At 52.7% G+C, this 24,500-nt stretch carries 23 protein-coding genes, 1 tRNA gene and 1 pseudogene; 18 read left to right on the top strand and 7 right to left on the bottom strand.

Translation table 11 applies throughout. The features are described 5' to 3' along the window. Positions 1-586: 586 nt before the first annotated feature. Together ACJ8PN_RS13830 and ACJ8PN_RS13825 are read right to left on the bottom strand one after the other, a co-directional pair. Entirely contained in the window at positions 587-1,471 is an 885-nt protein-coding gene (locus ACJ8PN_RS13830) for an ATP-grasp fold amidoligase family protein (RefSeq protein WP_171454765.1), read from the bottom strand. 50 nt (positions 1,472-1,521) lie between these two features. After that, positions 1,522-2,817 carry a lysine N(6)-hydroxylase/L-ornithine N(5)-oxygenase family protein gene (locus ACJ8PN_RS13825; protein ID WP_171454764.1) on the bottom strand — a complete coding sequence of 432 codons (1,296 nt, stop codon included), beginning with the start codon at positions 2,815-2,817 and terminating at the stop codon, positions 1,522-1,524. An 854-nt stretch (positions 2,818-3,671) separates the two neighbouring features. Here ACJ8PN_RS13825 and ACJ8PN_RS13820 point away from each other — a divergent pair. Together ACJ8PN_RS13820 and ACJ8PN_RS13815 are read left to right on the top strand one after the other, a co-directional pair. Continuing rightward, the gene (locus ACJ8PN_RS13820) at positions 3,672-4,433 is read left to right on the top strand and encodes a winged helix-turn-helix domain-containing protein (protein ID WP_442535011.1); all 762 of its coding nucleotides are present in this window, start codon (positions 3,672-3,674) and stop codon (positions 4,431-4,433) included. After that, on the top strand, positions 4,423-4,908 hold the full coding sequence (locus tag ACJ8PN_RS13815) for a hypothetical protein (protein WP_171454762.1): 486 nt from the start codon (positions 4,423-4,425) through the stop codon (positions 4,906-4,908). The genes ACJ8PN_RS13820 and ACJ8PN_RS13815 overlap by 11 nt, the downstream gene beginning before the upstream one ends. Positions 4,909-5,039: 131 nt before the next feature. Here the strand turns inward: ACJ8PN_RS13815 and ACJ8PN_RS13810 are convergent, their stop codons facing one another. Continuing rightward, positions 5,040-5,870 (bottom strand): winged helix-turn-helix domain-containing protein, encoded by an 831-nt coding sequence (locus ACJ8PN_RS13810; protein ID WP_253718499.1) that lies wholly within the window; start codon positions 5,868-5,870, stop codon positions 5,040-5,042. Positions 5,871-6,292: 422 nt separating this feature from the next. Here ACJ8PN_RS13810 and ACJ8PN_RS13805 point away from each other — a divergent pair, with 422 nt between their 5' ends. From ACJ8PN_RS13805 to ACJ8PN_RS13760, 10 genes and pseudogenes are all read left to right on the top strand, one after another. Continuing rightward, positions 6,293-6,835 (top strand): fimbrial protein, encoded by a 543-nt coding sequence (locus ACJ8PN_RS13805; RefSeq protein WP_171454760.1) that lies wholly within the window; start codon positions 6,293-6,295, stop codon positions 6,833-6,835. Between the two features lie 91 nt (positions 6,836-6,926). After that, a complete protein-coding gene (locus ACJ8PN_RS13800; RefSeq protein ID WP_171454759.1) occupies positions 6,927-7,469 on the top strand; it encodes a fimbrial protein in 543 nt (180 codons plus the stop codon). Positions 7,470-7,515: 46 nt separating this feature from the next. Beyond that, positions 7,516-10,082: pseudogene (locus ACJ8PN_RS13795) on the top strand (outer membrane usher protein). A 2-nt stretch (positions 10,083-10,084) separates the two neighbouring features. Continuing rightward, on the top strand, positions 10,085-10,840 hold the full coding sequence (locus ACJ8PN_RS13790; protein WP_171454757.1) for a fimbria/pilus periplasmic chaperone: 756 nt from the start codon (positions 10,085-10,087) through the stop codon (positions 10,838-10,840). Between the two features lie 81 nt (positions 10,841-10,921). Beyond that, positions 10,922-11,428: a fimbrial protein gene (locus ACJ8PN_RS13785; RefSeq protein ID WP_253718498.1), complete on the top strand. Its 507-nt coding sequence runs from the start codon at positions 10,922-10,924 to the stop codon at positions 11,426-11,428. A 57-nt stretch (positions 11,429-11,485) separates the two neighbouring features. Beyond that, positions 11,486-11,911 (top strand): type 1 fimbrial protein, encoded by a 426-nt coding sequence (locus ACJ8PN_RS13780; protein ID WP_171454756.1) that lies wholly within the window; start codon positions 11,486-11,488, stop codon positions 11,909-11,911. A gap of 11 nt (positions 11,912-11,922) precedes the next feature. Beyond that, positions 11,923-12,411, top strand: a complete 489-nt coding sequence (locus tag ACJ8PN_RS13775) for a fimbrial protein (protein WP_253718497.1) — start codon at positions 11,923-11,925, stop codon at positions 12,409-12,411. A gap of 39 nt (positions 12,412-12,450) precedes the next feature. Beyond that, complete coding sequence (locus ACJ8PN_RS13770; protein ID WP_253718496.1) at positions 12,451-12,966, top strand: fimbrial protein; 516 nt, start codon at positions 12,451-12,453, stop codon at positions 12,964-12,966. A gap of 53 nt (positions 12,967-13,019) precedes the next feature. Then, a complete protein-coding gene (locus ACJ8PN_RS13765; protein ID WP_253718495.1) occupies positions 13,020-13,991 on the top strand; it encodes a fimbrial protein in 972 nt (323 codons plus the stop codon). Positions 13,992-14,182: 191 nt separating this feature from the next. After that, a complete protein-coding gene (locus ACJ8PN_RS13760; RefSeq protein WP_171454754.1) occupies positions 14,183-14,755 on the top strand; it encodes a helix-turn-helix transcriptional regulator in 573 nt (190 codons plus the stop codon). 684 nt (positions 14,756-15,439) lie between these two features. On the opposite strand, the gene ACJ8PN_RS13755 is transcribed toward ACJ8PN_RS13760, so the two are convergent. Then, positions 15,440-15,515: transfer RNA gene (locus ACJ8PN_RS13755), tRNA-Phe, on the bottom strand. 704 nt (positions 15,516-16,219) lie between these two features. On the opposite strand from ACJ8PN_RS13755, the gene speF reads away from it, so the two are divergent. After that, a complete protein-coding gene (speF, locus tag ACJ8PN_RS13750; RefSeq protein ID WP_351108401.1) occupies positions 16,220-18,385 on the top strand; it encodes an ornithine decarboxylase SpeF in 2,166 nt (721 codons plus the stop codon). Between the two features lie 48 nt (positions 18,386-18,433). Here speF and mltC read toward each other — a convergent pair whose 3' ends face one another. From mltC to mutY, 3 genes are all read right to left on the bottom strand, one after another. Beyond that, on the bottom strand, positions 18,434-19,510 hold the full coding sequence (mltC, locus tag ACJ8PN_RS13745; RefSeq protein WP_004937402.1) for a membrane-bound lytic murein transglycosylase MltC: 1,077 nt from the start codon (positions 19,508-19,510) through the stop codon (positions 18,434-18,436). A 63-nt stretch (positions 19,511-19,573) separates the two neighbouring features. Next, a complete protein-coding gene (locus ACJ8PN_RS13740) occupies positions 19,574-19,846 on the bottom strand; it encodes an oxidative damage protection protein (RefSeq protein ID WP_004937404.1) in 273 nt (90 codons plus the stop codon). Beyond that, positions 19,843-20,943, bottom strand: a complete 1,101-nt coding sequence (gene mutY, locus ACJ8PN_RS13735; protein WP_239043869.1) for an A/G-specific adenine glycosylase — start codon at positions 20,941-20,943, stop codon at positions 19,843-19,845. The genes ACJ8PN_RS13740 and mutY overlap by 4 nt, the downstream gene beginning before the upstream one ends. Before the next feature lie 177 nt (positions 20,944-21,120). Between mutY and trmB the strand changes: the two genes are divergently transcribed. From trmB to ACJ8PN_RS13710, 5 genes are all read left to right on the top strand, one after another. Further along, positions 21,121-21,840, top strand: a complete 720-nt coding sequence (gene trmB / locus ACJ8PN_RS13730; RefSeq protein WP_004937410.1) for a tRNA (guanosine(46)-N7)-methyltransferase TrmB — start codon at positions 21,121-21,123, stop codon at positions 21,838-21,840. Beyond that, positions 21,840-22,166 (top strand): YggL family protein, encoded by a 327-nt coding sequence (locus ACJ8PN_RS13725; protein WP_004937412.1) that lies wholly within the window; start codon positions 21,840-21,842, stop codon positions 22,164-22,166. The genes trmB and ACJ8PN_RS13725 overlap by 1 nt, the downstream gene beginning before the upstream one ends. A 95-nt stretch (positions 22,167-22,261) precedes the next feature. Further along, positions 22,262-23,185, top strand: coding sequence for a glutaminase B (glsB, locus tag ACJ8PN_RS13720; RefSeq protein WP_004937414.1), 924 nt, complete (start codon positions 22,262-22,264; stop codon positions 23,183-23,185). 30 nt (positions 23,186-23,215) lie between these two features. Beyond that, positions 23,216-23,938 (top strand): DUF2884 domain-containing protein, encoded by a 723-nt coding sequence (locus ACJ8PN_RS13715; protein ID WP_015379052.1) that lies wholly within the window; start codon positions 23,216-23,218, stop codon positions 23,936-23,938. A 100-nt stretch (positions 23,939-24,038) separates the two neighbouring features. Further along, on the top strand, positions 24,039-24,473 hold the full coding sequence (locus tag ACJ8PN_RS13710) for a DUF29 domain-containing protein (protein ID WP_351108317.1): 435 nt from the start codon (positions 24,039-24,041) through the stop codon (positions 24,471-24,473). Positions 24,474-24,500: the final 27 nt, after the last annotated feature.

Genomic DNA, 24,500 nt, shown 5'->3' with positions numbered 1-24,500 from the left:
GGAAAAAACCTACCTTTAGGGCGGACATTCCGGCCGCGAATGGCGGCCAAAACCCGGAAGGGGGCCGCCAGTTGCTTTGCCGGGTTAATAGCAACTCATTGTTATTATTGGTAAGTCAGGAATAAGGGAGATTGCAATTAATTAGAAATGGTTATGGTTTTTATGGGGGAAATGGCGAATAGCGGGGGAAACACACGGTTATCAACGATTTTTAGCAAAAAAAGCCCTATAAAATAGGGCAAAGACACACAACAACACCAGGGAAACTTTCCGGTATCTTATATTATAGCTTCCTATACATATAGAACATTTTATTATAAATATGTAAGTGATTCTTATTGATCATTCAATGCCATTATTTTTCAAATGGTTATGTGGTCCGGCTGAGGTGTTGCGCCTGGGGCGGTTGCGGGCTATCAGGGATAGGTGGCGGGGTTTTTCTGTAACGGCGGTATGAACAAGCGAGATCATTGGCCCGATACCTTCAGGGCAATACCGGCCGGCAGGCTGCGAACATACCGGCCGGTATTCCTCCTCGCGCTGGGCACTGCGCCGCCCGATCTTCCCTGCGGGCGTCCGGTGAAAATCAGTGCTGCTGCAGCGTCAGCATCTTGCCAAGCAAAATATCGGTCGGCGGCAAAATATCCGTATCCAGTCCGGCGGAGGGGGTAAAGGTTAGCTCGCCAAAAATGATGTGGCCTTGCGAGATGTAGAAATCAACGCGAACAAACTCAAAGGGCGCCGACAAGCGAGTGGCGTACTCAAACAGTTCATCGTATCCCTCAGGCTTCACGAAAGCGTCTATCTCCTCCTGGCTCAATGCCAGACAGTCCTCGCTATAGCAAAGGAACTTGAATTCTTTGTCGAAGAAGTAATATTTTGGCGTCCCGGTATCCCTGCCGACGCACAGCAAGGTGCAGTAAGGCACACCGCGGAAACAATAGATTTTATAGTCTTCAGGCCCGTGACCATTGGCCGATTCGATATATTTTTCCCCAATGATCTTTTTTTGTATCCCTTTGTAGTTGAGTTCTACATAGGTTTTCCAGTAATCGTCTTTCATCCATCCATCGATCAGATGAGAGGCGCTTTTAATGTTCAACGATTGTTTATTTTGGCAAATTAAATTATACCCTGAACCGTGGTTTCCCTTAATGACAAATTTATCAGGTAGCGTTTCCCACGGTATTTCCTGCACCGAATCACAGGAAAAATACAACTCATTAAGAATCTCTTCGCATCCCTTTTCTTTGATGTACTCTCTCACCGCATATTTATCTGCACATTGAGTCACTAATGCGTTATTACTGTAGTCATTCAACTTAAGATGATTTATTTTTTCATTCCAGGTTGAGGGCGACTGTAAATTCAGCGGTTTGCCAAATGCCCTTTTGTATATCAATCTGGCCTTGAACTCGGGGGCTAATACGGCCAGTTGATTTAGAATAAACTTCTTGAATTGTCTCTTCATATACGTAATTCCATCAAAGCATAGTGACAATGATTAAGACGTTCTTGTATTTAAAACGCGGGCGGTACGCTTTCACTGCGCCATTGAATGGCTGTCGGCGTTGTTCCCAGATCAAATGGCTTGTGGTCTAACGCCCGATTAAGAATGCGGGCCGATCGCCAGGCCATCAGGCTCAGCTGAGGATCGGCAATGCCGTGATTATGCATACTGGCGTTCATCGCAAATAAGCAGTTCTCCGCTGGGCCTTCCCACTCAAAGGTAAAGTCCGGGGCTATGCGGTATTCGCCGTCCGCAGTCTTTAACAACCGGTGGGCCAAAGGCTCAAGAAACTCAGGCGTCGCCGATTGATAACCGGTGGCAAAGATCACCACGTCCGCCTTGAAGGTTTCCTGGCCGTGATCGAGATGATGACGCGTTTCGAGCTGGTAGGCGTTATCCAGCGTGTGTTTCACGGCCGTCAGCGAACGGCTGGGCAGCAGGCGCACCCATAATTTCTCGCGCAGGACGTCGAAGCGGTGGTACATGGCGCGATAAATCGCCAGCAGCGACTCACTGGTGATGCCATCTGAGGTCATCTTCTGTTCGGCCAGCATATGCCGCTTGGCCGCGCTGTCCAGTGAGTAAAAGCTCTCGACGTAATCGGGCGTGAAGTATTCGTTGGCAAAAGCAGCCTCATCGAGCGCATTGTAGTTATTGCGGCGCGATATCCAGTCGAGCTGCGCCGGCTGCCCCCATTCCCCTTTAAACATATTCAGGAACAGATCTGCGCCGCTCTGGCCGCCGCCGACGATCGCCACGCGTTTGCCGGTCAGATCGGGGTTGCGCAGCATCATTTCGCTGGCATGGAAACAGCGATCGCTTTGCGTCGTCACGCAATCCGGCAACTTTATTTTCTTGCCTATGCCAATGCTGACGTGTTTGGCGTGGAAGACCTTATTCGAGGTGGTCACCACGAACTGGCGCTGCCGATCGTCAAATTCGACTCGCTGAACGTCTTGATTGAATGCCAATGATCCCATCCCGGCGGCGGCCCAGGTGAGGTAATCGGCGAACTCTTCGCGCGATGCGGTGCGCTGCTCCGTCGTCAGGAAACGATAAAATTTTCTGTTTTTTACCAGATAGTTGAGAAAGCTGTAGCGATTGGTTGGGGCAACCGCGCTCACTAAATCTTTTAAAAAGTTGGTCTGCATACTGCAATCCGCCAGGATCATCCCTGGGTGCCAGGAGAAATGAGGTTTGCGTTCAAGGAATTGTCCCGTAAATCCCTCTATTTCACTTCCTAAGGCTGCCAGGCTAAGATTCGACGGGCCAAGGCCAATACCGATGATATCCAAACGCTGATTCATTAATAAGCTCCAGTATAATGAGAATAATACCCAGAAATACGACTGCAGATAGGGTGGCTTATAGCAACCAGGCTGCCTTTTTCTTATAAGTAAGCTTCACGAATTAAATGTAATTAAAGGTGCATGGGCCCAAATACCGCATTACTTAAATGCAAAGGCTACGGGCGTATTTTTCCATGAAAACCCCAATGAAAGCTTGCGTGTGTCTATAATTAACTCGGTTAGGTATAAATCCGATAAAGTCTTATTTGTCATTCCATGAAAACGCCAACCCAGGGAAAAGAAAAGTCGCTGGGTTTTCATCAGTTGTTCTCGTGTCGACGCTGGCCTGCGCTCGTCTTATGTCTCTGGGATCAAGTATTCGCTGCTTAGAATAGCCCTAAAATGCGTCCTGGGAAGGTGAAATAACATGATATTAGAAGCAAAGGGTGTTTTGAAAATATGAAATTAAAAGTGAAATTATGAAATCAGCGCATCATAATTTGTTTTTTACAATATAATTCAAAGTGTTGAGTTGTTATTCGTAATGGCGTGGCGAGCCAGTGAGCTGGGGTTTTTCCTGCTGCAGTGAGCCTCTTCCTTCGCTGTATCCCTTCTGAATCCTAAGCATTCCCTCCCTGCGGGCACTCATCGATTGAGCAAAAATTGCTCATGTTGTATGCAAAATGCGCTGTTCGTTTAGTGGACACCGGCTCAATGCCGGCGGAAGGTCAGAGAGGCTGGCCGTCACGCTCGACGTGGTTACGTTGTGAGAAAGACTTGCCTACCCGCGTGGCGGTTAATTGTTCGTGTGATAGGAAGATTCTTATGTTTCAGCTATAATCCGCGCCAGGAGTAGGTCTAAGAGAGCGATTATGAGGTTCTTAATCAATAACCGAATTATCTTCGATGAGGATAACTCGACGCTGGCGTTGGCGGAGGAGAGCCTCGATCCGGTGACGCTCACCACGATAGCCAATCGTCTGCTCGCGCTGTTGGTAAAAAATAACGGCATCTTGATTAGCCGGGACTTTATTTTTTCCACCGTCTGGGACGATCATGGCAAAACGGCCTCGAACAGTAACCTGAACAACTATATCGCCAGCCTGCGACGGACGTTCGCCGGCCTGGGCGAGAGCGAGATCTTGGTTACCGTACCGCGACAGGGGTTCATGTTTAGCGCCGCCAGCATCACTTCAGCCGCAGACGGCCTGCCCGTGGTGGGGACTGACACGGTGCGGCCCGCGTTGCCGAAAAAACGCCGTTGGGAGCGGGCTGTGCCTTGGGGAACCGGATTTTTGGTCGGTGTGGCGCTGCTGTTGGCTGGCATCGAGTTATTTTATGAACATTACGACACGGCCTATCAACGCCAAATCGCCAATTATAAATCATGCCGCGTTGATACGCTGAACGCTAATGCCCGAGTGGACGAGCAATACGTCGCCAGCGCCTTGAATATGCTTAAACAACGCGGTTTTGATTGCGATGTACCGGCATCGGTTTACTTTTACCAACTGAAGTACGATGACCAAAACAACAAAAAGCAAGTCAACTTCCTGTCTTATTGTCCGCCGTCTCGGGGGAAAAATGTAGACTCGCGCTGCGAAGCTGCGTATGAGGTGATCAATGAGGGTTAATATACACTACGGCGTCTATGCGGCACTTTCGCTGTGCGCCATTCTGGCTATCGGTATTTTTGGCTATGTGCTTTTTGCTGAGCGTGATATTCCCGAGTGCAGCGCTTCGTTATCGGTAAAGCGCATATTGCCGTTTGAAACTGTGCAAAGCGTAACGCATATCAATATCACGCGCTCGGGTTGGCGCCGCGCGACGATCATCATCAATGGCCATGCATACAGCGGCGGTAAGAAACAGGTGGTCGCCAGAGTCTTGGAGGCGAAATATAGCTATTCGCGGGGTTACTATTACATTACCGTTGAAAAAAAAACCCGCCAACATACCGATACTTTTTTGCCCGATGAGGCGAAAAAATTTTTGCTGGGCGTCGACAAACAGTTTTATGTTTTGAAGATAGGGCAATTGAATGATGGCAATTTTGTGATGTACAACGGCCGGATGCCGGAGTTGTTGTGTTCTGCAACCCGAAAGTAACTTGCACATCCCATAACGAGAGCATTATGGGATGCGGTTGGTGATGGCGTAAAAGCAAATGGTAAAGGCATGCTTGTGTTCATGGGCGAACATCTTGCTGTTTTAGGCAGAAAAAAACGGTATTTACTTATTCATGGAATATAAATCACTTCACATGATTCTTGTCCGCTGTTTTCCCGGCAGGATACAAGCATTTTCTCTGTCTGCCGGCGGTTATCCGGTATAACCTTGTTATAGTAATAAACGCTGGTTTTCCTCTGGCAGTTGACATACGGCTGAACGACCTCCGCTAAGTTATCTTCATGCAGTCCCATATTGTAAATCCTGCAACTATCCAGTTGCGCATGGCTGAGCGTATTCTCACGGCCTAAGGACGGGACATTAATCAGTATCAAAAGTGTGGCGCTGAGCAACGAAAAAAACGTCAGGACATTTTTCCTCGAACAGTATCGTAACCAATACGATAACTTATCCCCGCTACCTCTCCCTCTTTTCGCCGCATGGTGATCGGATTGTTCTAATTGCGCGGTGTTTTGCAACGTGTCTTGCAACATATCCATTTCCGTCATGACATGACGGGTAACCTTCTTGGCGACGAACTTAAACCCTTGTCTTGGATAAGTGATTATCAACTCATCCTCGCCAAACAGTGATAAGTGGCGGCGCAAGAGCGAGATATAGTTATTTAAGTTGCTGTTTGTTCCTTTTAGCCCTCTTTCCTCCCAGACCTCTTCAAGTAACTGTTGGCGCTTAACCAGCATACCGTTGTTTCTGACGAAAATAGACAACAGGCGGCATGTAGTGGCAACCAGCGGTTGTACCTGCTGAGGGGCATCGACATCTTCAAGGGTTCCTTCATATTCATTGAATTTAACCCTTCCATTAATAATGAAAATCATAGGAATCCTCTCATTTTTGTTTCGAGGTGGATTTTGCGTCGAGAGGTTCGTTTTTTCAATCATTCGAATTATCTGCGTTTTGCAATTTTCCTTGTATTAGTCACTAAATGATAATTTAGACATAATTAAAGTTTTATGTAGATGTAAATTTCTCACAACTATTTGTCATTTTTAGATGTGTCTTGTAATTATCGGTGTTTTTTAAGTTTTTTATTCTGTATTTTTGTTGTTATGTAAAATAATGTTTTGTTTGTCTTGGGTGGGCGGTAAATTATGTTCATCCCGGCGATGGCGCCGTTCATCGATACGGGGATAACAGATAGGGTAATTCAATTTTTGAATGTGTTGGTGGTGAGTTATAAGCAAGGGCTATTCGGCTCCGAGTGCTTAAAAACCGGAACGCGTAGTCTCTGCTTTAGCCGACCGTTACCCTTTTCCATCTTTATCGTCGGTACTAACTCGTACAATTAAGGATAATTGGTTATATGAAACTGAATAAAATTATGCTGGCTGCCGCAATGGCGTTTGGTGTTTCTTCTCTGGCACACGCCGCCGATCAGGGGCACGGTAAAGTGACCTTTAGCGGCTCGATCATCGACGCACCTTGCTCTATCGCGCCAGAGTCTCTGGATCAGACTGTTGAGCTGGGCGCCATTTCCAATGTGGCGCTGAAAAACGGCGGTAAATCCACACCGCGTAACTTCCAGATCAAGCTGGAAAACTGCGAGCTGACCACCGCCGCGCCAGGCAAAAACAACACCGTTTCGCTGACCTTCTCCGGTTCAGCGTCGGAAGCGGACAGCAAGCTGCTGGGCATCACCGGTACCGCTAAAGGGGCTGGCATCGCCATCACCGACGGCGCCGGTACCAACATCGAACTGGGCAAGGCTTCTAAAGCACGTGAGCTGCAGAATGGCGCCAACACCCTGAGTTTCGCCGCTTACTTGCAGGGCAGCAGCGCGTCCAATGCGACGATCGTTCCAGGTGAATTCCAGTCCGTTGCCGACTTTACCCTGGCTTACCAGTAATTCGTTAGCCTAACGAAATACGCATAATTATCGGCATGTGGGGCAACCCGCATGCCATTTACAGGGAATCGTTATTTCACGGGAAGAGATAATGAAGCATCAGATAACAAAGTTAGGGGCGTTTTGCCTATTGTCGGTGCCGTTTTTCTTTGTGTCGCAGGCTATTGCTGCTTCGCAGGGCGAGGGGCGCGTCAATATGCAAGGGGCCATTAATGATGCAGCTTGTGCGATCGCTATGGAAAGCCGTGAACAGATTATCGATATGGAGGTTATATCTCTTTCAGATATTGCTCGGAATGGGCAAGGGAAAAATATCTCTTTCAGTATCAAATTAGTGAATTGTGTCTTAGGGAGGGCAGGTAAAACCTTACCTGGATGGAAGCAATTTCAGGTGACTTTTGATGGCCATGCCGATGGAGAGATGTTTGGCATTCGCGGAGAAGCCTCCGGCGTGGCGTTAAAGATAAGCGATGATGACGGCAATATCGCCAGGCCCGGTATGCCGTTGCCGTTAATGAATATTTCTCTGGAGAGTTATCGGTTGAATTACGTCATAAACCTCATGGCGAATCGTCAACCACTAACGGCAGGAAGTTATTTTTCATCGGTTAGATTCAAAATGGATTATTACTGAATCGGTCGACTATTTCAGGGAAGTTAAAAGATAGAAGGTTTGGAACATGATGTTTTTGCCTGCTGTAAGATCATTTCGTTTATCAATCTTGAGTACCTGGGTGGCGTTGTGCTGCTTTGGTTTCACCTCTGCTGCCGGCGCTCAGGAAGAAATCCAGTTCAATATTGATGTGCTGGACGTGAACGATCGCAAAAACATCGATTTGAGCCAGTTCTCACGCAGCGGTTACATCATGCCGGGCCTCTATGGTATGGCAGTGAATCTGAATAAAAATAATTTGCCGGAACAACAGGTACCGTTTTACGCACCGGAAGACGATCCTGGCGGCAGTCGTGCCTGTATTACCAAAGGGCTGGTCGCGCAGTTGGGGCTGAAAGAGGAGATGAAAAAGGGGCTGACCTGGTGGCATCAAGGCGAGTGCCTTGACGAAAGCAGCCTGAAGGGGATGGAGGTTCGCGGTGATTTGGCCACCTCGTTGCTATATATCAGTATTCCTCAGGCCTACCTTGAATACACCTCGGACGATTGGGATCCGCCAGCACGTTGGGACGAGGGCATTGCGGGGGGCGTACTAGATTATTCCCTCAATGGACAAGCACAGCAGCAACTGCGCGGGGGAGAACGGAGCTATAACGTCAGTGGTAACGGGACGGCGGGCGTTAACTTGGGGGCATGGCGAGTACGCGCCGACTGGCAGGGGCAATTCAACCATCAGAGCGATGGCGGGGTAAATACGAGTAAGCGGTTGGATTGGAGCCGTTATTACGTTTATCGGGCGCTGTCGGACATGGGGGCGAAATTAACCATCGGTGAAGATTATCTGGATTCCGGCTTGTTCGACGGTTTTCGTTTTGGTGGTCTGAATTTACGTTCGGACGATAGCATGTTGCCGCCTAATTTACGTGGTTACGCGCCGGAAGTGGTCGGTGTGGCAAAAAGCAACGCCAGAGTAACTATCAGCCAGCAGGGAAGGGTGCTGTATGAGACCCAGGTAGCGGCCGGCCCATTCCGCATTCAGGATATCAGCGATGCGATATCCGGAGAGCTGAACGTACGGGTAGAGGAACAGGATGGCAGCGTGCAGGAATTTCAAATGAACACTGCCAACATACCTTATCTGATGCGCCCAGGTTTGATTCGTTACAAACTGGCCGCCGGAAAGCCATCCGATATCGATCACCGTTATTACGGGCCGATGTTCGGCACCGGTGAGTTTTCCTGGGGAGTGAGTAACGGTTGGTCGCTCTACGGTGGTGCGTTGCTGGGGGGGACTATAACGCGCTGGCGTTGGGGGTTGGACGTGATTTGATGGCTCTGGGGGCTCTATCGTTCGATGCCACCCAGTCGAAGGCGAAAATACCGCAAAACGGCGCAGTACAAAATAAAGAAACATTAAGCGGCGGTTCGTATCGCCTTAGTTATTCGAAAACTTTCGATGAGCTGGACAGCCAGGTGACCTTTGCCGGGTATCGCTTCTCGGAGCGAAGTTTCATGACCATGGGTGAGTTTCTGAATGCGCAGACATTTGGGGTACGGGCTGGTAACAGCAAAGAGATGTACACCATCACTTATAACCAGCAACTGAGGGACCTGGGGCTGAGCGCTTATCTTAACTACAGTCACCAAACCTATTGGAACCGGCCAACCAATGATCGTTATAACCTGACGCTTTCACGTTATTTCGATATCGGGCGTGTCAAGAACCTGAGTTTATCGATGTCGGCGTATCGCAATCGCTACAACGATACCAATGATGACGGCATGTACCTGTCGCTGTCAGTACCGTGGGGCAATGGTGCCAACGTTAGTTACAACGCGGCGTTCGATCGCAACAGTAACACCCAACGCGTGAGTTACTACGATCGCCTCGACGAGCGCAGCAACTATCAGTTGAGCGTCGGCGGCTCACGCAGTGGTGCCAACCTGAGCGGTTACTACAGCCGCGATAGCGATGTGGCACACGTTAACGCCAACGTCAGTTATCAGCAGGATCGTTACAGCGCGGTCGGGCTGTCGGCTCAGGGCGGTATGACATTTACCGCCGAAGGGGGAGCGTTGCACCGGAACAATATGCCAGGCGGTACCCGATTGTTGTTGGATACCGATGGCGTGGCCGGGATACCCGTACGCGGCTATGGAAGTTCCACGGCGAGCAATCGTTGGGGCAAAGTGGTGGTGACCGACGTCAACAGCTATTACCGCAACAAGGCCAGTATCGACCTGGATCGCCTGAACAGTAATGCAGAAGCGATCGAATCGGTGGTGCAGGCGACACTAACCGAAGGTGCTATTGGTTACCGTCATTTTGACGTGATCGCCGGGGAGAAAGCGATGGTGGTAATTAAGTTGGCTGATGGCAGCGAACCGCCATTCGGCGCCACGGTGCAGAATGCCCGCAAGCAGGAGACCGGCATCGTTAATGATGGTGGTGGCGTTTACCTGAGCGGCATCAAGGCCGGAGAAAGTATGACGGTGCACTGGAATGGCGCAGCGCAGTGTCGGGTGCAACTGCCTGAACTGCTTCCGCGAGAGATACTGAGTAACGCTTTATTGCTACCGTGCCACGCGTTGAACGCGGGTAGCGGCAATGAATCTGGAATTAAGGAGTTTTAATCATGAAACAACGCAACATTATCGGCTTATTCGCCACGCTCTCTCTACTGACAGGGGCTGTAGCCCCGACGGCAAATGCTGCTATCGCCCTGGATCGTACCCGGGTGGTTTTCAACGGTGGTACGCAATCAGTGAGCCTGAGCATCAGCAATCAGAACAAACAGTTGCCCTATCTGGCCCAAGGGTGGCTGGAAGATGAGCAGGGCAACAAGATCCAAAGTCTACTGACGGTATTGCCACCGGTACAACGTATCGAACCGGGCAAGCCGAGTCAGGTTAGGATCCAGGCATTACCGGCGGCTAAACAGCTGCCGCAGGATCGCGAGACGCTGTACTACTTCAACCTGCGCGAGATCCCGCCAAAGAGTAATAAACCGAACTCGCTGCAAATAGCGTTGCAGACACGTATCAAGCTGTTTTATCGCCCGGAAGCGATCGCCTCGGAAAGAAATGCGGCACCGTGGCAGGAGCAATTGACGCTGACTAAACAAGGCGACAAATACGTAGTGAATAATCCTACGCCGTATTACGTCACCATTGTCGATGCCGCCAATCGCAAAGGGGCTGCAGGCTTGCAAAGTTTCGAGCCGTTTATGGTCCCCCCTAAAGGGAGTTCGCTGCTGACGGTGAGCGCCGCCAGCGTAGGCAGTAATCCGGTACTGACGTACATCAATGACTACGGTGGTCGGCCGCAGCTGAGTTTTAGCTGCAACGGTAACGTGTGCACTGTGATGGCGGAGAAAAAATCTGACCGGTAAAGCGTGATGACACATGCTCGACACTGCACCGTTGGCAATGAGTAAGGAGGATAAGTGAAGCACTGGCGATGGAGGGTGGCCGTGGCGTTGATTACCGGGATGGCAGCACATGGCGCAGCGGCTGCGGAGGATAATCTGTTGTTACATGGGGCGTTGGTAGAAGAGCCGTGTGTGTTAAAACCTGGAGATGAAGATATTCGACTGGATTTCGGGGGGATCATTGACAAGTACTTATATCGCTATGGCCGTACTCAGGCTAAACCGTTCAACCTGACGCTGCAGGATTGCGATGTTAGTTTGGGCAAAACGGTAACGATTAGCTTTAGAGGTACGGAAAGCAAGGCGCTGCCTGGCCTGCTGGCACTCAATGGCGACAGCCGGACCAGCGGCATCGCTTTGGGGATAGAAACGGTAGCGGGTAAGCCGATACCGTTGAATAAATCGGGTCGGGGGTATGTCTTGGTTAACGGGGATAACAGCTTGCAGCTGCAAGTCTATATCCAGGCTGAGGCAGAGGCGATAGCGAAAAAAACGATCGAACCCGGTGAGTTTGCCGCCGTCGCTACCTTTGGGCTGCAGTATGAGTAACGGCATGACGCGGTCATTCCGTCTTGGTGATGTCAGTGACTCAAAAAAGGAAAGGGTATGGCTGGGAAAAAAGTAAAGGGGTACGACTGGGCTTATCTCCGTCTCGAAGCGCTCTATTACGCGAATTTGGCCGGAGTGGCATTAATGTTACCCCTCAGCCTTGCGGTCCTGCTGTGGTTGTTGCCAGCCGTACAGGCGGCAAATAACTGGGACGTTGAGGGCGATAATGGTGTGTTGTATATCGAAGGGGCCTTGGTGGAAAGCGCCTGTCGGTTGGAGATGGACAGCGATATACAGAATATTCGGCTGGGTGAAATTGGCACCGGACGGTTGCTGCGAGCGGGAGAGCGTGGCGAGCCGCTGCAACTGTTGCCGGGGAATAATTATGTGCTGTCTTATCGGGTGAGCACGGAGCGCACTCGGGCGCCGCTGAAAGCAGGGGCATATTCGGCGATTGTGGATTTCAGATTGACCTATGACTGATGGGGGAGGCGATGGGCAGAAAACTGCGTAAAGTGGCATGGCTGCTGGTACTGTCAATGATGCCAATCAGCTCTCTTCAAGCGCATACCGAAATTCGCTTCAGTGGGGTCGTCACCGTGCCATTGCCTTGCGTGATTAGCGGTAAACAAGCAATAGAAACCCATTTTGGCGATGCGTTGGTGACGACCCAGGTGAACGGCGATAATTATCTGAAAACGGTGAGTTACGATCTGATATGTCGCAATAATAGTTCGAACTCGCTGCGCATGAAGATTCAGGGCAATGCCGCTGATTTCAATCCGCAAGCGCTGCAGACGAATATGCATGATTTGGGTATTGAACTGCGTGCCGATGGCCAGCCATTGCTGCTGAATGCCTGGTTCAATTTTACCTATCCCGAGCTGCCCAAGCTGCAGGCAGTGCCGATAAAACGCCTTGGCAGCACGCTGCCAACCGGCTCGTTCTTAGCGACGGCAACGATGCTGGTGGATTATCAGTAGCCGAGGCATAAGTCATTTTTTCATTTAAGGAGGCTACCCATGTGTTTGCGCTGGAGCATGAATTTGGTGAAATGGCGAAATGGCGCGCTGATTGGGTTGCTGCTGACGTACGGTGATACGTTACACGCTGCGGCTATCGCCGATATGGTTTTTTCCGGGACGTTGAACATCGCACCGGCATGCACTATCAACCATGGGCAAAAGGTAGAAGTGGATTTTGGTACGGGGGTTGGCGTGAATAAAGTGAATGGCCAGGATAATTTGCGGACGATTGGCTACAACGTTACCTGTGAACCAGGGGGGCACGGGATGGCTCTGTGGCTGACGCTTTCCGGGCCGGTCAGCAGCTTTGATAAACATGCTTTGCAAACTAATATCGCGGATTTGGCTATTCGTATTTTACGTGATGGTGAGCCGCTTGAATTAAATAAGCGCATCAATATCGCCATCACTAATCCGCCGGTGTTGCAGGCGGTGCCGGTGAAAAGGGCCAGCGTGGAGTTGAAGTCAGGAGCCTTTAGCGTAACGGCAACGTTATTAGCGGATTATCTCTAGTGAGGCGAGTGGTCATTAAATTTACTCATGGTGAATGTTAATCAGGGTTCAATATGATGCGAAAAATTCATTTCCCCAGTGTTTTTCTGGGTGTGTTTCTGTTTTTATTGGCGGGTGAGACGCAAGCCTTTACCTGTAAAACAGCCGACGGTAGTATTATTCCTCCTGGCGGCTCTGGTGATCCTGTTCCGGTTAGAGTAAAAATTGGGCCTAACTTAAGTGATGGGAAAAATGAAATAGGTAATATCGGTCAGGTTAGCTGTAAAAGCGATATTGCTAATTGGATAGATTACCTGTATGCAGCCTCTGTCATGCTGACGTCTCCAAGTCTGGAGTTTGGCAGAGTTGGTATTACGATTAATGGTGTAGATTATGATTTGTCATCTCCTTCTCTCGACAGTATTAAGGTGTTGGAAGTGACGGGGTTGAAGACGGTTAGTGTTCCCGTACAGTTGTATTTGAAGATAAATAGGAAGGGGCCGTCTAGAGATATAAAGATATCAAAGGGAGAAACATTTGCCATCATAAATTTTTATCAGAAAAACGATCAAAAAGGCTGCCCTAATTGCGGATTTTATCGGTGGAGCTTGATTGCGGATAATGACGCTTATTTTACTACGACAACATGTACGATTAATAACGGCAAGCCGATTGACGTCGATTTCGGCCGTATTGGGCAAGACAACTTCACTGAGAATGTGAGTAATGCTGTATTTAAGAAAGAACAGAGTATTTCCTATCATTGCCCTGATTCTAATGCTACGCAAGATATCCTGGTGAGATTGGTTAGCGATGTTAGCGGATTTTCACCCACTGCCATTAAAACCAGTAATGCGGATGTTGGTGTTGTCATGATGTATAACGGTAACATTGTTAAGCCATTTGAAACATTTAAATCCAGAATTCAAAATGGCATGGGAAGTGATACGCTGACCTTTGTGCCGATCAAAAGTGGTGTCTCTGCGGACAAAATCGCTACCGGGCCGTTTTCCGGTTCGGCAACACTGATATTCAGCTCTCCCTGAGGTGGATAATATCATGGCAGAGAAATACTGACGGAAAAAACCTTGCATAAAATTATATTTTATTTCTATTCGTAAAGATTAGGCATTGCCGCTAGCGATGAACATCTTCAGAAAGTTACCCACCCTCTGGGGATGTTGTCATTTAATCCTAAAAAAGAGGAAGCAAGACCGTAATTCACGGGGGATGAATCATGAAACCATTGAATATTATCATTGATGACGAGAATCTTTATTTTGCTGCAGGTTTGCAATTTAGTATCGCGGAGTATGCACGAATCAATGGCGTGGCTGTGAGTTTTATCACGATGGAGGAAGAAGGCGGGGGGGATGTAATTTTTGCCTCGGAAGTACGACGCATACAGCATTGGTGTACGCCATGGCGTAAGGGAAACATAGGACAGATCGTGCTCATCAAAGGGCGTGTAGTTGGCCGCCGGGAAGATAGGGTTGATGTGTTATATCGGACGGGAGCAATAGATGAACTTTTCATTATCTTGGATAGACTTTTTTCTGAACGGCTCGAAGGTAGGCAATGGAATACACCACAATGGACATTTACACAGCGAGAAAGTCAGGTGATTAATTGCTTGCAGCGTGGGTTTGACCAATCCCAGACCGCCCAAATAATAGGTGTTAGTGTTAAAACGGTACATAGTCACAAACGCTCGATAATGGGAAAGTTGATGTTGACAAGGCAACACGATTTTATATATTGGTTGTTGGCACAAAAAATAGAGAAATATAAGGTGGTGTCGAAAGGGTAATCCATATTTATCTAATGCTTGTTCATTGTGTTTTGTGGTGATCTTTTTTTAGTTGCGCGGGGGGGAGTGAATTTTGTTTTTTTGAAGTTTTCTTTTTTCTGCTGAGTATCTATTCATTTGTGTGTCATGCTAGGCATATCAGGAAAAAACGACTGATTATACAAAAAATTTTCAGCAACATGTTGTAATGCTGTGATTTAACGGTTATTAAAAAAACAAGATTCTATATTGCTTATATCATTCTTTCTTCTTGAACCCACATTTTTCATGGTGAGGCCTTTAGGTCGAATAATCGAACGCAGTTCGATGGAGAGCCCTGTCCCTGAAAAGCAAAAACCCAGCCATAGGCTGGGTTCTCTAAAAATGGTGCCCGGACTCGGACAACCGGCGCTGGCGCCGCGTTGAACAGCGCTTTAGCGCTGGCCCGCAGGATGAGGCCTCTGGCCGAATAATCGAACGCAGTTCGATGGAGAGTCCGTACCCCAGAAAGCGAAAAACCCGCCATAGGCGGGTTCTTCTGAATATGGTGCCCGGACTCGGACAACCGGCGCTGGCGCCGCGTTGAACAGCGCTTCAGCGCTGGCCCGCAGGGTGAGGCCTTTGGCCGAATAATCGAACGCAGTTCGATGGAGAGTCCGTACCCCAGAAAGCGAAAAACCCGCCATAGGCGGGTTCTTCTGAATATGGTGCCCGGACTCGGAATCGAACCAAGGACACGGGGATTTTCAATCCCCTGCTCTACCGACTGAGCTATCCGGGCAACGGGGCGCATTAAACCGTATTGGCCGGATGGCGTCAATCGCTTTCTGTCACAAAGCCGATCGGTTGCTCTATTTTCAGGCAGCAAGCCCGGAGGGGCGGGGGACGGGGAGATATTCGCATTCAATAAATATGCATATAAAACGTGTATTTATACCACCTTAAAACGCGCGATTTTTAGCTTTTCAATTAAATAACAATGAATTATGCTTTAATTAATGGGCGTTCAATCAAGGCGATTCTCGCTTGAACCCTGCAACGAATCATGCAATCATTACGCAAATTTTAGCACTCTCCGTTCCCTGACGGTGTTTCCGCTTCTTATAAGCCAGAGGGTTATTGGCATGACTGGTTTTGTTGCTCAAGCGCTGCTGCGCACCAGACATCTGACGCCGCCACCGTTCCGCCGTTGTTTCCTCCGTACGTCATCCGCCCGAATACGCCTGCCGGCCATGCGGTAAGGCCGCCTGACGCTCGCTGTTAGGCATGCGTAAAGCCAGCGCTGCGGCCCTGATTTTACTGATGCCTGTCGGACGCTGCCAAGACCAGTTCCCCGATAGCCGCCTGATGATCCCCGATCATGAGCCGGTCACGCACGCCGCTTATGCTGCCGTGCCCGGGTATCGCTTTTACCGGGATAACCGCGTTATCTCATTACCGTGCCGGTGGCACACCCTCATCCTTCACCGTTTGAGAGTCAGCATGATGAAAGAATTGAAAATCGCGACCAGCGCCAGCCTGGTCGCCACCATTGAGACGCTGCGCCAGATCGTGCGCGTAGAGCAGACGGACTATACCGACGTGGCGGCGGCGGTGGTGTCGGTCGCCGACGTGAACGCAGGCATTCTGGCGCGCTTGCAGGCGACGGGGTTCGACATTCCGACCTTCGTGGCGGTGGAAGGGGACGAGCATCTCTCGCCGGACTATCTGCCGTTTGTCAGTGGGGTTTTCGCGCTGCTGGCCGGCGCCAGCAAGCCATTCTACATGGCGCAGCTGGAGGCCGCCGCCGACGCCTACGAGCAGGCGCTGCTGCCGCCGTTCTTCAAAACGCTGAAGACCTACGTCGAGATGGAAAACTCAACCTTCGCCTGCCCGGGGCATCAGGGCGGCGAGTTCTTCCGCAAACACCCGGCCGGCCGGCAGTTTTTCGATTTCTACGGCGAGACCCTGTTCCGTTCCGATATGTGCAACGCCGACGTCAAGCTGGGCGATTTGCTGATCCACGAAGGCTCGGCCAAGGATGCGCAAAAGCACGCGGCGCGGGTGTTCAACGCCGATAAAACCTACTTCGTGCTCAACGGCACCTCGGCGGCCAACAAGGTGGTGACCAACGCGCTGCTGACCCGCGGCGATCTGGTACTGTTCGATCGCAACAACCACAAATCCAACCACCACGGGGCGCTGATCCAGGCCGGCGCCACGCCGATCTATCTGGAAACCGCCCGCAACCCGTTCGGCTTTATCGGCGGCATCGATGCGCACTGCTTCGACGAACGCTATCTGCGCGAGCAGATCCGCGAAGTGGCGCCGGAGAAAGCCGCGGCGGCGCGGCCGTTCCGGCTGGCGATCATTCAGCTCGGCACTTACGACGGCACGATTTACAACGCTCGCCAGGTGATCGACACCATCGGCCACCTGTGCGATTACATTCTGTTCGACTCCGCCTGGGTGGGCTACGAAGGCTTTATTCCGATGCTGAAAGAGTGCTCGCCGCTGCTGCTGGAGCTGGACGAGCACGATCCGGGCATTTTCGTCACCCAGTCGGTACATAAACAGCAGGCAGGGTTCTCGCAGACCTCGCAGATCCATAAGAAAGACGACCATATCAAAGGGCAAAAGCGCCACTGCAACCACAAGCACCTGAACAACGCGTTCATGCTGCATGCGTCGACCAGCCCGTTCTATCCGCTGTTCGCCGCGCTGGACGTCAACGCCAAGATGCACGCCGGCCCCGCCGGGCGCCGCATGTGGATGGACTGCGTCAAGCTGGGCATCGAGACGCGCAAACAGCTGCTCACGCGCTGCTCGCAGCTGAAGCCGTTTATTCCGCTGCAGGTGGCGGGCAAAGACTGGCAGGATCACGATACCGATCTGATCGCCAACGACGCGCGCTTCTTCACCTTCGTGCCGGGGGAGACGTGGCACGGCTTCGAAGGCTATGCCCAGGATCAGTATCTGGTGGATCCGTGCAAGCTGCTGCTGACCACGCCGGGGATTGACGCCGCGACCGGCCAATACACCGAGTTCGGCGTGCCGGCCACCATTCTGGCCAACTTCCTGCGCGAGAACGGCATCGTGCCGGAGAAGTGCGATCTCAACTCGATCCTGTTCCTGCTGACCCCGGCGGAGAACCCGGCCAAGATGGAACAGCTGGTGGAGATGCTGGCGCAGTTCGAACGCTATGTCGAAGAGGATGCGCCGCTGAGCGTGGTGCTGCCGACGGTGTACCGCAAGAACGAGCAGCGTTACCGCGGCTACAGCATTCGCCGGCTGTGTCAGGAGATGCACGATCTGTACGTCAGCTTTGACGTTAAGCAGCTGCAAAAGGAGATGTTCCGTCAGGAGCATTTCCCGCCGGTGGTGATGAACCCGCAGGACGCCAACGTGGAGTTTATCCGCGACAACGTCGAGCTGGTGCCGATCGGCCAGGCGGAAGGGCGCATCGCGGCGGAAGGGGCCCTGCCGTATCCGCCGGGCGTGCTGTGCGTGGTGCCGGGCGAAGTGTGGGGCGGCGCGGTGCAGCGCTACTTCCTGGCGTTAGAAGAGGGCATCAACCGCCTGCCGGGCTTCTCGCCGGAGCTGCAGGGGGTCTATATCGAGAAAAAAGATCACGGCTGGAAGCGCATCTTTGGCTATATGATCAAGCAGTAAAAAAAGGGCCGGTTCGTACCGGCCCTTCTCCTATCCACGCGGGAAGCGCTACTTTCTGCGGTAGCTCTTCTGCGCGGTATTCACTTTCACCAGATAGCGGCGCGACTCGGCGGCCGGGTGCTTGGTGGTCAGCGTTTGGTACACGTCGCCCGGCTGCATGCCGTTGATGATGCCCACCGCGCGCGTCCTGTCGCTGGAGAACACCCGTAGCACGCTGCCGGCGCCGCCGTTGTAGGCGGTGATCACCGCATAGCGGCGCGAGGTCGGGTTCTGAATGCCGCCCAGGTAGTTGTTCTGCAGGATCGCCAGGTAGGCGGTGCCGGTGTCGATGTTGTTCTCCGGATCGAACAGGTAGCTGCGGCTCGGGGTGCCCCATTTGCCGCGCATCTGGAACACATCCTTACCGGCGGTGTGCTGCACCACCTGCATCAGGCCCAGCGCGTCCGAACCGCTCACCGCATACGGGTTGAAGCTCGATTCGGTCTGCATGATCGCCAGAATCAGCGACTCGTCCACGCCGTATTTTTCCGACGCCTTGCGCACCATCGGCAGGTATTTGTGCGCACGTTTGTCCAGGTGGTTCGGCACCAGCTGGATGGTGACCGAGTAGATGACGTGCAGGCCGGAGGTGCGTTTTTGCAGCTTGGTCTGCAGCAGGTAATCGGCAAAGTGCGCCGCGCGCCATTCCCAGCGGATCGGCGCGCCTTTGTTATCCAGCACCTGGCCGTACAGGAACGGCTCTTTGCTGATCTGGATATCGTTGGCGTCGGAATAGAGATCGATGGAACCCGGATCGTCACCCATCAGCAGCGTGCTGATGATCGCCTGGCGCAGGTGCGCGGCCGGATCGGTGGTGGCGATGGTTTCGATGGTGATGGCACCGGTGTCGAAGTTGATGTGGCTGCGGGTTTGGTATTGGTCGGTATATTTGACGTAGTCTTTCGGCCCGGCGATCAGAACTTCGTTCAGACCCCAGATGTTCTCGATGTTGTGAGCGAATTGCCCCATCAGAATGTCGAAGCCGTTGGTGTCTTTGATCCAGGCTTCGTTGATTTCTTCACTTTTTTTGCCGGAACAGGAGATCAGCAAAGGCGCTATTACGAGCAAAGCTAAAATTTTCTTCATCTTAAAGCCGTTTGGAAGAAGTATAAGAGGATTGAAGCGGGCCAGCGCCTGGCCCCAACAGCGTTATTCGCTCGGCGGCGTATAGCCTTCGATGTGCACGTCGTGCCCTTCGAACAGGAACTTGATCATTTCCTCTTCCAGCAGTTTGCGATCATCCACGTTCATCATGTTCAGCTTCTTCTCGTTGATCAGCATGGTCTGCTTCTTCATCCACTCGCCCCAGGCTTCCTTGGAGATCTCGTTGTAGATGCGCTTGCCGACGTCGCCGGGATAAAGCTGGAAGTCCTGGCCCTCGGCGTCGCGCTGCAGGAAAGTACAAAAAATGGTGCGGCTCATGCTAATTCCTCGTCGATGGCGCTATCGCCATATAAGTTTTGTTGGATCGGGGGCTGCTTCGCCAGCTGTTGCAACAGGCGATCCACCGGCGCTGCCAGCCCGACCGACGGCGGCTGCGCTAAGTTATACCAGAGACCCGCGCCCTCATCCATGCCGCTGCCCGCCGCGCCGAGCGACAGCCACATCGGCACGATATCGAGATGGAAATGGCTGAACGTGTGGCGAAACGCGGTCAGCTGTTCCAGGCGCTTGCCTTTCAGACCGCGCTGCTGCAGCCAGAGTTCCAAATCCACGCGCGCGCTGAACTGTGGGAAGCAGAACAGGCCGCCCCACAGGCCCACCGCCGGGCGCTGCTCCAGCCACACGCGGTCGCCGTGCTGCAGCAATAAGAAGTAGGCGGTTTTTTCCGGCAGGGTCTGTTTGGGTTTCTTGCCGGGGTAGTTGGCCCAGCTGTGATTGGCATAAGACAGGCAGCCAACGTTGAGCGGGCAGAGTTCACACTTGGGCTTGGAACGAGTGCAGACCATGGCGCCCAGATCCATCATCGCCTGGTTGAACTGGCCGACGCCCTGCGCCGGGGTGACCTCTTCGCTGATTTTCCACAGCCGGTTTTCGACTTCTTTCTTGCCCGGCCAGCCTTCCACCGCGTAGCAGCGAGCCAGCACGCGCTTCACGTTGCCGTCGAGGATCGGATAGTGTTGGCCCAGCGCCAACGACAGCACCGCGCCGGCGGTGGAGCGGCCGACGCCCGGTAAATCGGCGATTTCTGCGAAGGTTGTCGGGAACTCGCCGCCGTGCTGTGCGACAATGGTCTGCGCCGCCTTGTGCAGGTTGCGGGCGCGGGCGTAATAGCCGAGGCCGGTCCACAGATGCAGCACTTCGTCCAGCGGAGCCTCCGCCAGCGCGCGCACGTTGGGAAAACGGGCCATAAAGCGCTGAAAATAAGGAATGACGGTGGCAACCTGAGTCTGTTGCAACATCACCTCGGAGAGCCATACTTGATAGGCGGTTTTCTCCAGCTGCCACGGCAGGGTCTTGCGACCGTAGCGTTGGTACCAGTCAAGCACCACCTGTGCGAATTGTTGTGCTTGCATCATGAGCAGCGTCGTTATCCGGCAGAAAATGAAGCGAGATTGCAGCATAGAGTCATGATGCTGTAAACCGGAACTTTCCGACGCCGCACGGCGGGTACAGAAGATGAACACTTGCTAAACCAATGTATCTTTGCATAATGCGCGTTTCCCTAATTGGCAGCCAAACAGACAGAAAGCACTATGATTAATGACGTCATCTCCCCGGAATTTGATGAGAACGGCCGCGCGATGCGCCGTATCCGCAGTTTTGTCCGCCGCCAGGGGCGGCTGACCAAAGGCCAGCAGCACGCGCTGGAGAACTATTGGCCGGTGATGGGCGTGGAGTATCAGGCTGACGCTGTCGATCTCGCCGCGCTGTTCGGCCGCGAAGCGCCGACGGTGCTGGAGATCGGTTTTGGCATGGGCGCCTCGCTAGTGACCATGGCGGGCAACAATCCGCAGCAGAACTTTTTAGGGATCGAAGTGCACTCGCCGGGCGTGGGCGCCTGCCTGGCCGACGCCCACGAGGCGAAGCTGAGCAACCTGCGCGTGATGTGCCACGATGCGGTTGAAGTGCTGGAAAACATGATCCCGGACGGCTCGCTGGACATGGTGCAGCTGTTCTTCCCCGATCCGTGGCACAAGGCGCGCCACAACAAGCGCCGCATCGTGCAAACGCCGTTTGTCGAACTGGTACTGCGCAAGCTGAAGACCGGCGGCGTCTTCCACATGGCTACCGATTGGCAACCTTATGCGGAACATATGTTAGAGGTTATGAACGGGGTCGCAGGCTACCGTAATCTTTCCAGCGATAATGATTACGTGCCGCGTCCGGATTCGCGCCCGCTGACGAAATTTGAATTACGCGGCCAGCGCCTGGGACATGGCGTTTGGGACTTGATGTTTGAGAGGAAAGAATAATGGCTAAGAACCGCAGTCGTCGTTTACGTAAAAAGTTGCACATTGAAGAATTTCAGGAGCTGGGTTTCTCCGTAGCCTGGCGCTTTGCCGAAGGCACGTCGGTGGAAGACATCGACAGCACGCTGGATACCTTCATCGATGAAGTGATCGAGCCGAACGGCCTGGCGTTTGATGGCAGCGGCTACCTGCAATGGGAAGGTCTGATCTGCCTGCAGAAGATCGGCCACTGCACCGACGAGCATCGCGAACTGGTGAAAAACTGGCTGGAAGCGCGCAAACTGACCGACGTTAAGGTCAGCGATCTGTTCGATATCTGGTGGGATTGATCGCGCTTGCCCGATGAGCGCGGCTTCGCGCCGCGCCGTTTTATTGATCTCAGGTGCCTTAACGGCGCCTTTGTTTTGCCCGGAGTGTGACCGAGGTGGTAACAACATTGGATAACGCGTTGCTGGAAGAGATCCTGCAACAGGTGCGCCCGCTGATTGGCCAGGGGAAAGTGGCCGACTACATCCCGGCGTTGGCGGAAGTGCCCGCCGACCGGTTGGCGATCGCCGTGTGTACGGTGGACGGTGAACTGTTCCAGGCCGGCGACGCCGCGGAGCGCTTCTCCATCCAGTCGATCTCCAAAGTGCTGAGCCTGACGCTGGCGCTGACGCGCTATCAGGAGCCTGAGATCTGGCGGCGCGTGGGCAAAGAGCCTTCCGGCCTGCCGTTCAATTCGCTGCTGCAGCTGGAGATGGAGCAGGGCAAACCGCGCAATCCGTTTATCAACCCCGGCGCGCTGGTGGTGTGCGACATGCTGCAAACCCGGCTCAGCGCCCCCAAACAGCGCATGCTGGAGGTGGTGCGTCAGCTGGCCGGCGAAGACGATCTGGCCTATGACCTGCGGGTGGCGCGTTCCGAATTCGAACACTCCGATCGCAATGCGGCCATCGCCTATCTGATGAAGTCGTTCGGCAACTTCGAAAACGACGTGATCACCGTGCTGCAAACCTATTTCCATTACTGCGCGCTGCGCATGAGCTGCGTGGAGCTGGCGCGCAGCTTCGTCTATCTGGCCAATCACGGCCGCGATCTCAGCGGCGAGGCGGTGATCAGCCCGCTGCAGGCCCGGCAGATCAACGCCCTGATGATGACCAGCGGCATGTACGACGGCGCCGGCGAATTCGCCTATCGGGTGGGAATGCCGGGCAAGTCCGGCGTGGGCGGCGGCATCGTGGCCATCGTGCCGGACGAGCTGTCGATCGTCGTCTGGTCGCCGGAGCTGGATGCTTCCGGCAACTCGCTGGCGGGAACTGCGGCGCTGGAACTGTTGTCTCAACGTATCGGTCGTTCGATTTTTTAATCCCAGTCTGGATGGGAGTCAGGAGAAGCTATGTTGAAGAAAACCGGGTTAGCCTTACTGCTGCTGGCGGCGACTGCCGCGCAGGCCCACGCCGAGTACCAATGCAGCGTTAAACCCCAGGACGATGTGATCATCAGCCCGCAGAGCGTGCAGGTGAAAGGCGCCAGCGGCGACCTGCAAATTTCGCCGGATGGCGACGTGATCCGCAACGGCCAGGCGCTGAGCCTGAACGATAGCCAGCGGCAGAAAGCCTTCAGTTACCAGAGCGCCTTGCGCAAGCAGCTGCCGTGGATCGACGACGGCGCGCAGAAACACCTGGAGAAAGCCCGCGCAGCGCTGGATAAAGTGATCGTCAAAGAGCTGGGCAGCAACAGCAACGTGCGCAACCGGCTGACCACCCTGAACGGCCAACTGAAACAGCAGATGAACCGCATCATCGAGCACCGCAGCGACGGCCTGACCTTCCACCACAAGGCGATCGACCAGGTGGAACAGGATGGCCGCAACATCGTGCAGCAGAGCATGGGCGGCGTGCTGCAGGACAGCCTGAACGAAATGGGCGTCAAACAGGCCGCCAACAGCGGCGGTAACCCGCTGCAGGCGATCATGGGCAACCTGGGCGGCTTGCAGAAGGCGATTCAGAACGAATGGAACAATCAGGAGCAGGACTTCCAGAACTTCGGCCATGATGTGTGCAACCGCGTCACCGCACTGGAAACCCAGCGCAAGGATCTGCTGAAAGCGTTGAAATGATTTAAGAACCTTCTCGGTAGTCTGTTTTTTGACCTTCCGAAGCTTATCTGACAGACTGGTCAAACTACGTACAAATTTATGGATGTTTACGGAGGACGCTATGAGCCATACACGCTACGAAACCGATGTTGTTGCCTGGGCAAATGAACAGGCCGCTCTTTTGCGCTCCGGAAAATTGTCTGAGATCGATATTGAAAAGATCGCCGAGGAGATTGAGGACGTTGGGAAGAGCGAGCAAAGGGAACTTGCTAGCCGGATGACGGTGCTGATTGCACATTTGCTTAAATGGAAATATCAGCCGGCCAGGCGCGGAACCAGCTGGGAGAGAACGATTAAAGCGCAGCGTAAAGAGGTGCTTTACAGCTTGAAAGAGTCGCCGAGCCTAAAAGGTAAACTGGGCGATGCTGATTGGCTGGATGTCGTTTGGTCGAAGGCCGTTGCGCTCGCTACGGCCGAAACTGGGCTGGATGTACATCCGGAAAACGGCATCTGGGAAACTCAGCAGATTCTGTCTCAGACGTTTTACCCGGATTAATACCAATAAAAAAGCGCTGATTATTCA

It is taken from the genome of Serratia sp. CY76391 (genome assembly GCF_052166695.1).
Lineage (GTDB): Bacteria > Pseudomonadota > Gammaproteobacteria > Enterobacterales > Enterobacteriaceae > Serratia > Serratia nematodiphila.
Note: the sequence above shows the minus strand (reverse complement) of the source record. Positions and strands in the feature narration are given on the sequence as shown.

Excerpts from the sequence above, each read along its gene's own strand:
- ACJ8PN_RS13830 (WP_171454765.1), bottom strand. The coding sequence starts at position 1,471 with ATGAAGAGACAATTCAAGAAGTTTATTCTAAATCAACTGGCCGTATTA.
- ACJ8PN_RS13825 (WP_171454764.1), bottom strand. The coding sequence starts at position 2,817 with ATGAATCAGCGTTTGGATATCATCGGTATTGGCCTTGGCCCGTCGAAT.
- ACJ8PN_RS13820 (WP_442535011.1), top strand. The coding sequence starts at position 3,672 with ATGAGGTTCTTAATCAATAACCGAATTATCTTCGATGAGGATAACTCG.
- ACJ8PN_RS13815 (WP_171454762.1), top strand. The coding sequence starts at position 4,423 with ATGAGGGTTAATATACACTACGGCGTCTATGCGGCACTTTCGCTGTGC.
- ACJ8PN_RS13810 (WP_253718499.1), bottom strand. The coding sequence starts at position 5,870 with ATGATTGAAAAAACGAACCTCTCGACGCAAAATCCACCTCGAAACAAA.
- ACJ8PN_RS13805 (WP_171454760.1), top strand. The coding sequence starts at position 6,293 with ATGAAACTGAATAAAATTATGCTGGCTGCCGCAATGGCGTTTGGTGTT.
- ACJ8PN_RS13800 (WP_171454759.1), top strand. The coding sequence starts at position 6,927 with ATGAAGCATCAGATAACAAAGTTAGGGGCGTTTTGCCTATTGTCGGTG.
- ACJ8PN_RS13790 (WP_171454757.1), top strand. The coding sequence starts at position 10,085 with ATGAAACAACGCAACATTATCGGCTTATTCGCCACGCTCTCTCTACTG.
- ACJ8PN_RS13780 (WP_171454756.1), top strand. The coding sequence starts at position 11,486 with ATGGCTGGGAAAAAAGTAAAGGGGTACGACTGGGCTTATCTCCGTCTC.
- ACJ8PN_RS13775 (WP_253718497.1), top strand. The coding sequence starts at position 11,923 with ATGGGCAGAAAACTGCGTAAAGTGGCATGGCTGCTGGTACTGTCAATG.
- ACJ8PN_RS13770 (WP_253718496.1), top strand. The coding sequence starts at position 12,451 with ATGTGTTTGCGCTGGAGCATGAATTTGGTGAAATGGCGAAATGGCGCG.
- ACJ8PN_RS13765 (WP_253718495.1), top strand. The coding sequence starts at position 13,020 with ATGATGCGAAAAATTCATTTCCCCAGTGTTTTTCTGGGTGTGTTTCTG.
- ACJ8PN_RS13760 (WP_171454754.1), top strand. The coding sequence starts at position 14,183 with ATGAAACCATTGAATATTATCATTGATGACGAGAATCTTTATTTTGCT.
- speF (WP_351108401.1), top strand. The coding sequence starts at position 16,220 with ATGAAAGAATTGAAAATCGCGACCAGCGCCAGCCTGGTCGCCACCATT.
- mltC (WP_004937402.1), bottom strand. The coding sequence starts at position 19,510 with ATGAAGAAAATTTTAGCTTTGCTCGTAATAGCGCCTTTGCTGATCTCC.
- ACJ8PN_RS13740 (WP_004937404.1), bottom strand. The coding sequence starts at position 19,846 with ATGAGCCGCACCATTTTTTGTACTTTCCTGCAGCGCGACGCCGAGGGC.
- mutY (WP_239043869.1), bottom strand. The coding sequence starts at position 20,943 with ATGATGCAAGCACAACAATTCGCACAGGTGGTGCTTGACTGGTACCAA.
- trmB (WP_004937410.1), top strand. The coding sequence starts at position 21,121 with ATGATTAATGACGTCATCTCCCCGGAATTTGATGAGAACGGCCGCGCG.
- ACJ8PN_RS13725 (WP_004937412.1), top strand. The coding sequence starts at position 21,840 with ATGGCTAAGAACCGCAGTCGTCGTTTACGTAAAAAGTTGCACATTGAA.
- ACJ8PN_RS13715 (WP_015379052.1), top strand. The coding sequence starts at position 23,216 with ATGTTGAAGAAAACCGGGTTAGCCTTACTGCTGCTGGCGGCGACTGCC.
- ACJ8PN_RS13710 (WP_351108317.1), top strand. The coding sequence starts at position 24,039 with ATGAGCCATACACGCTACGAAACCGATGTTGTTGCCTGGGCAAATGAA.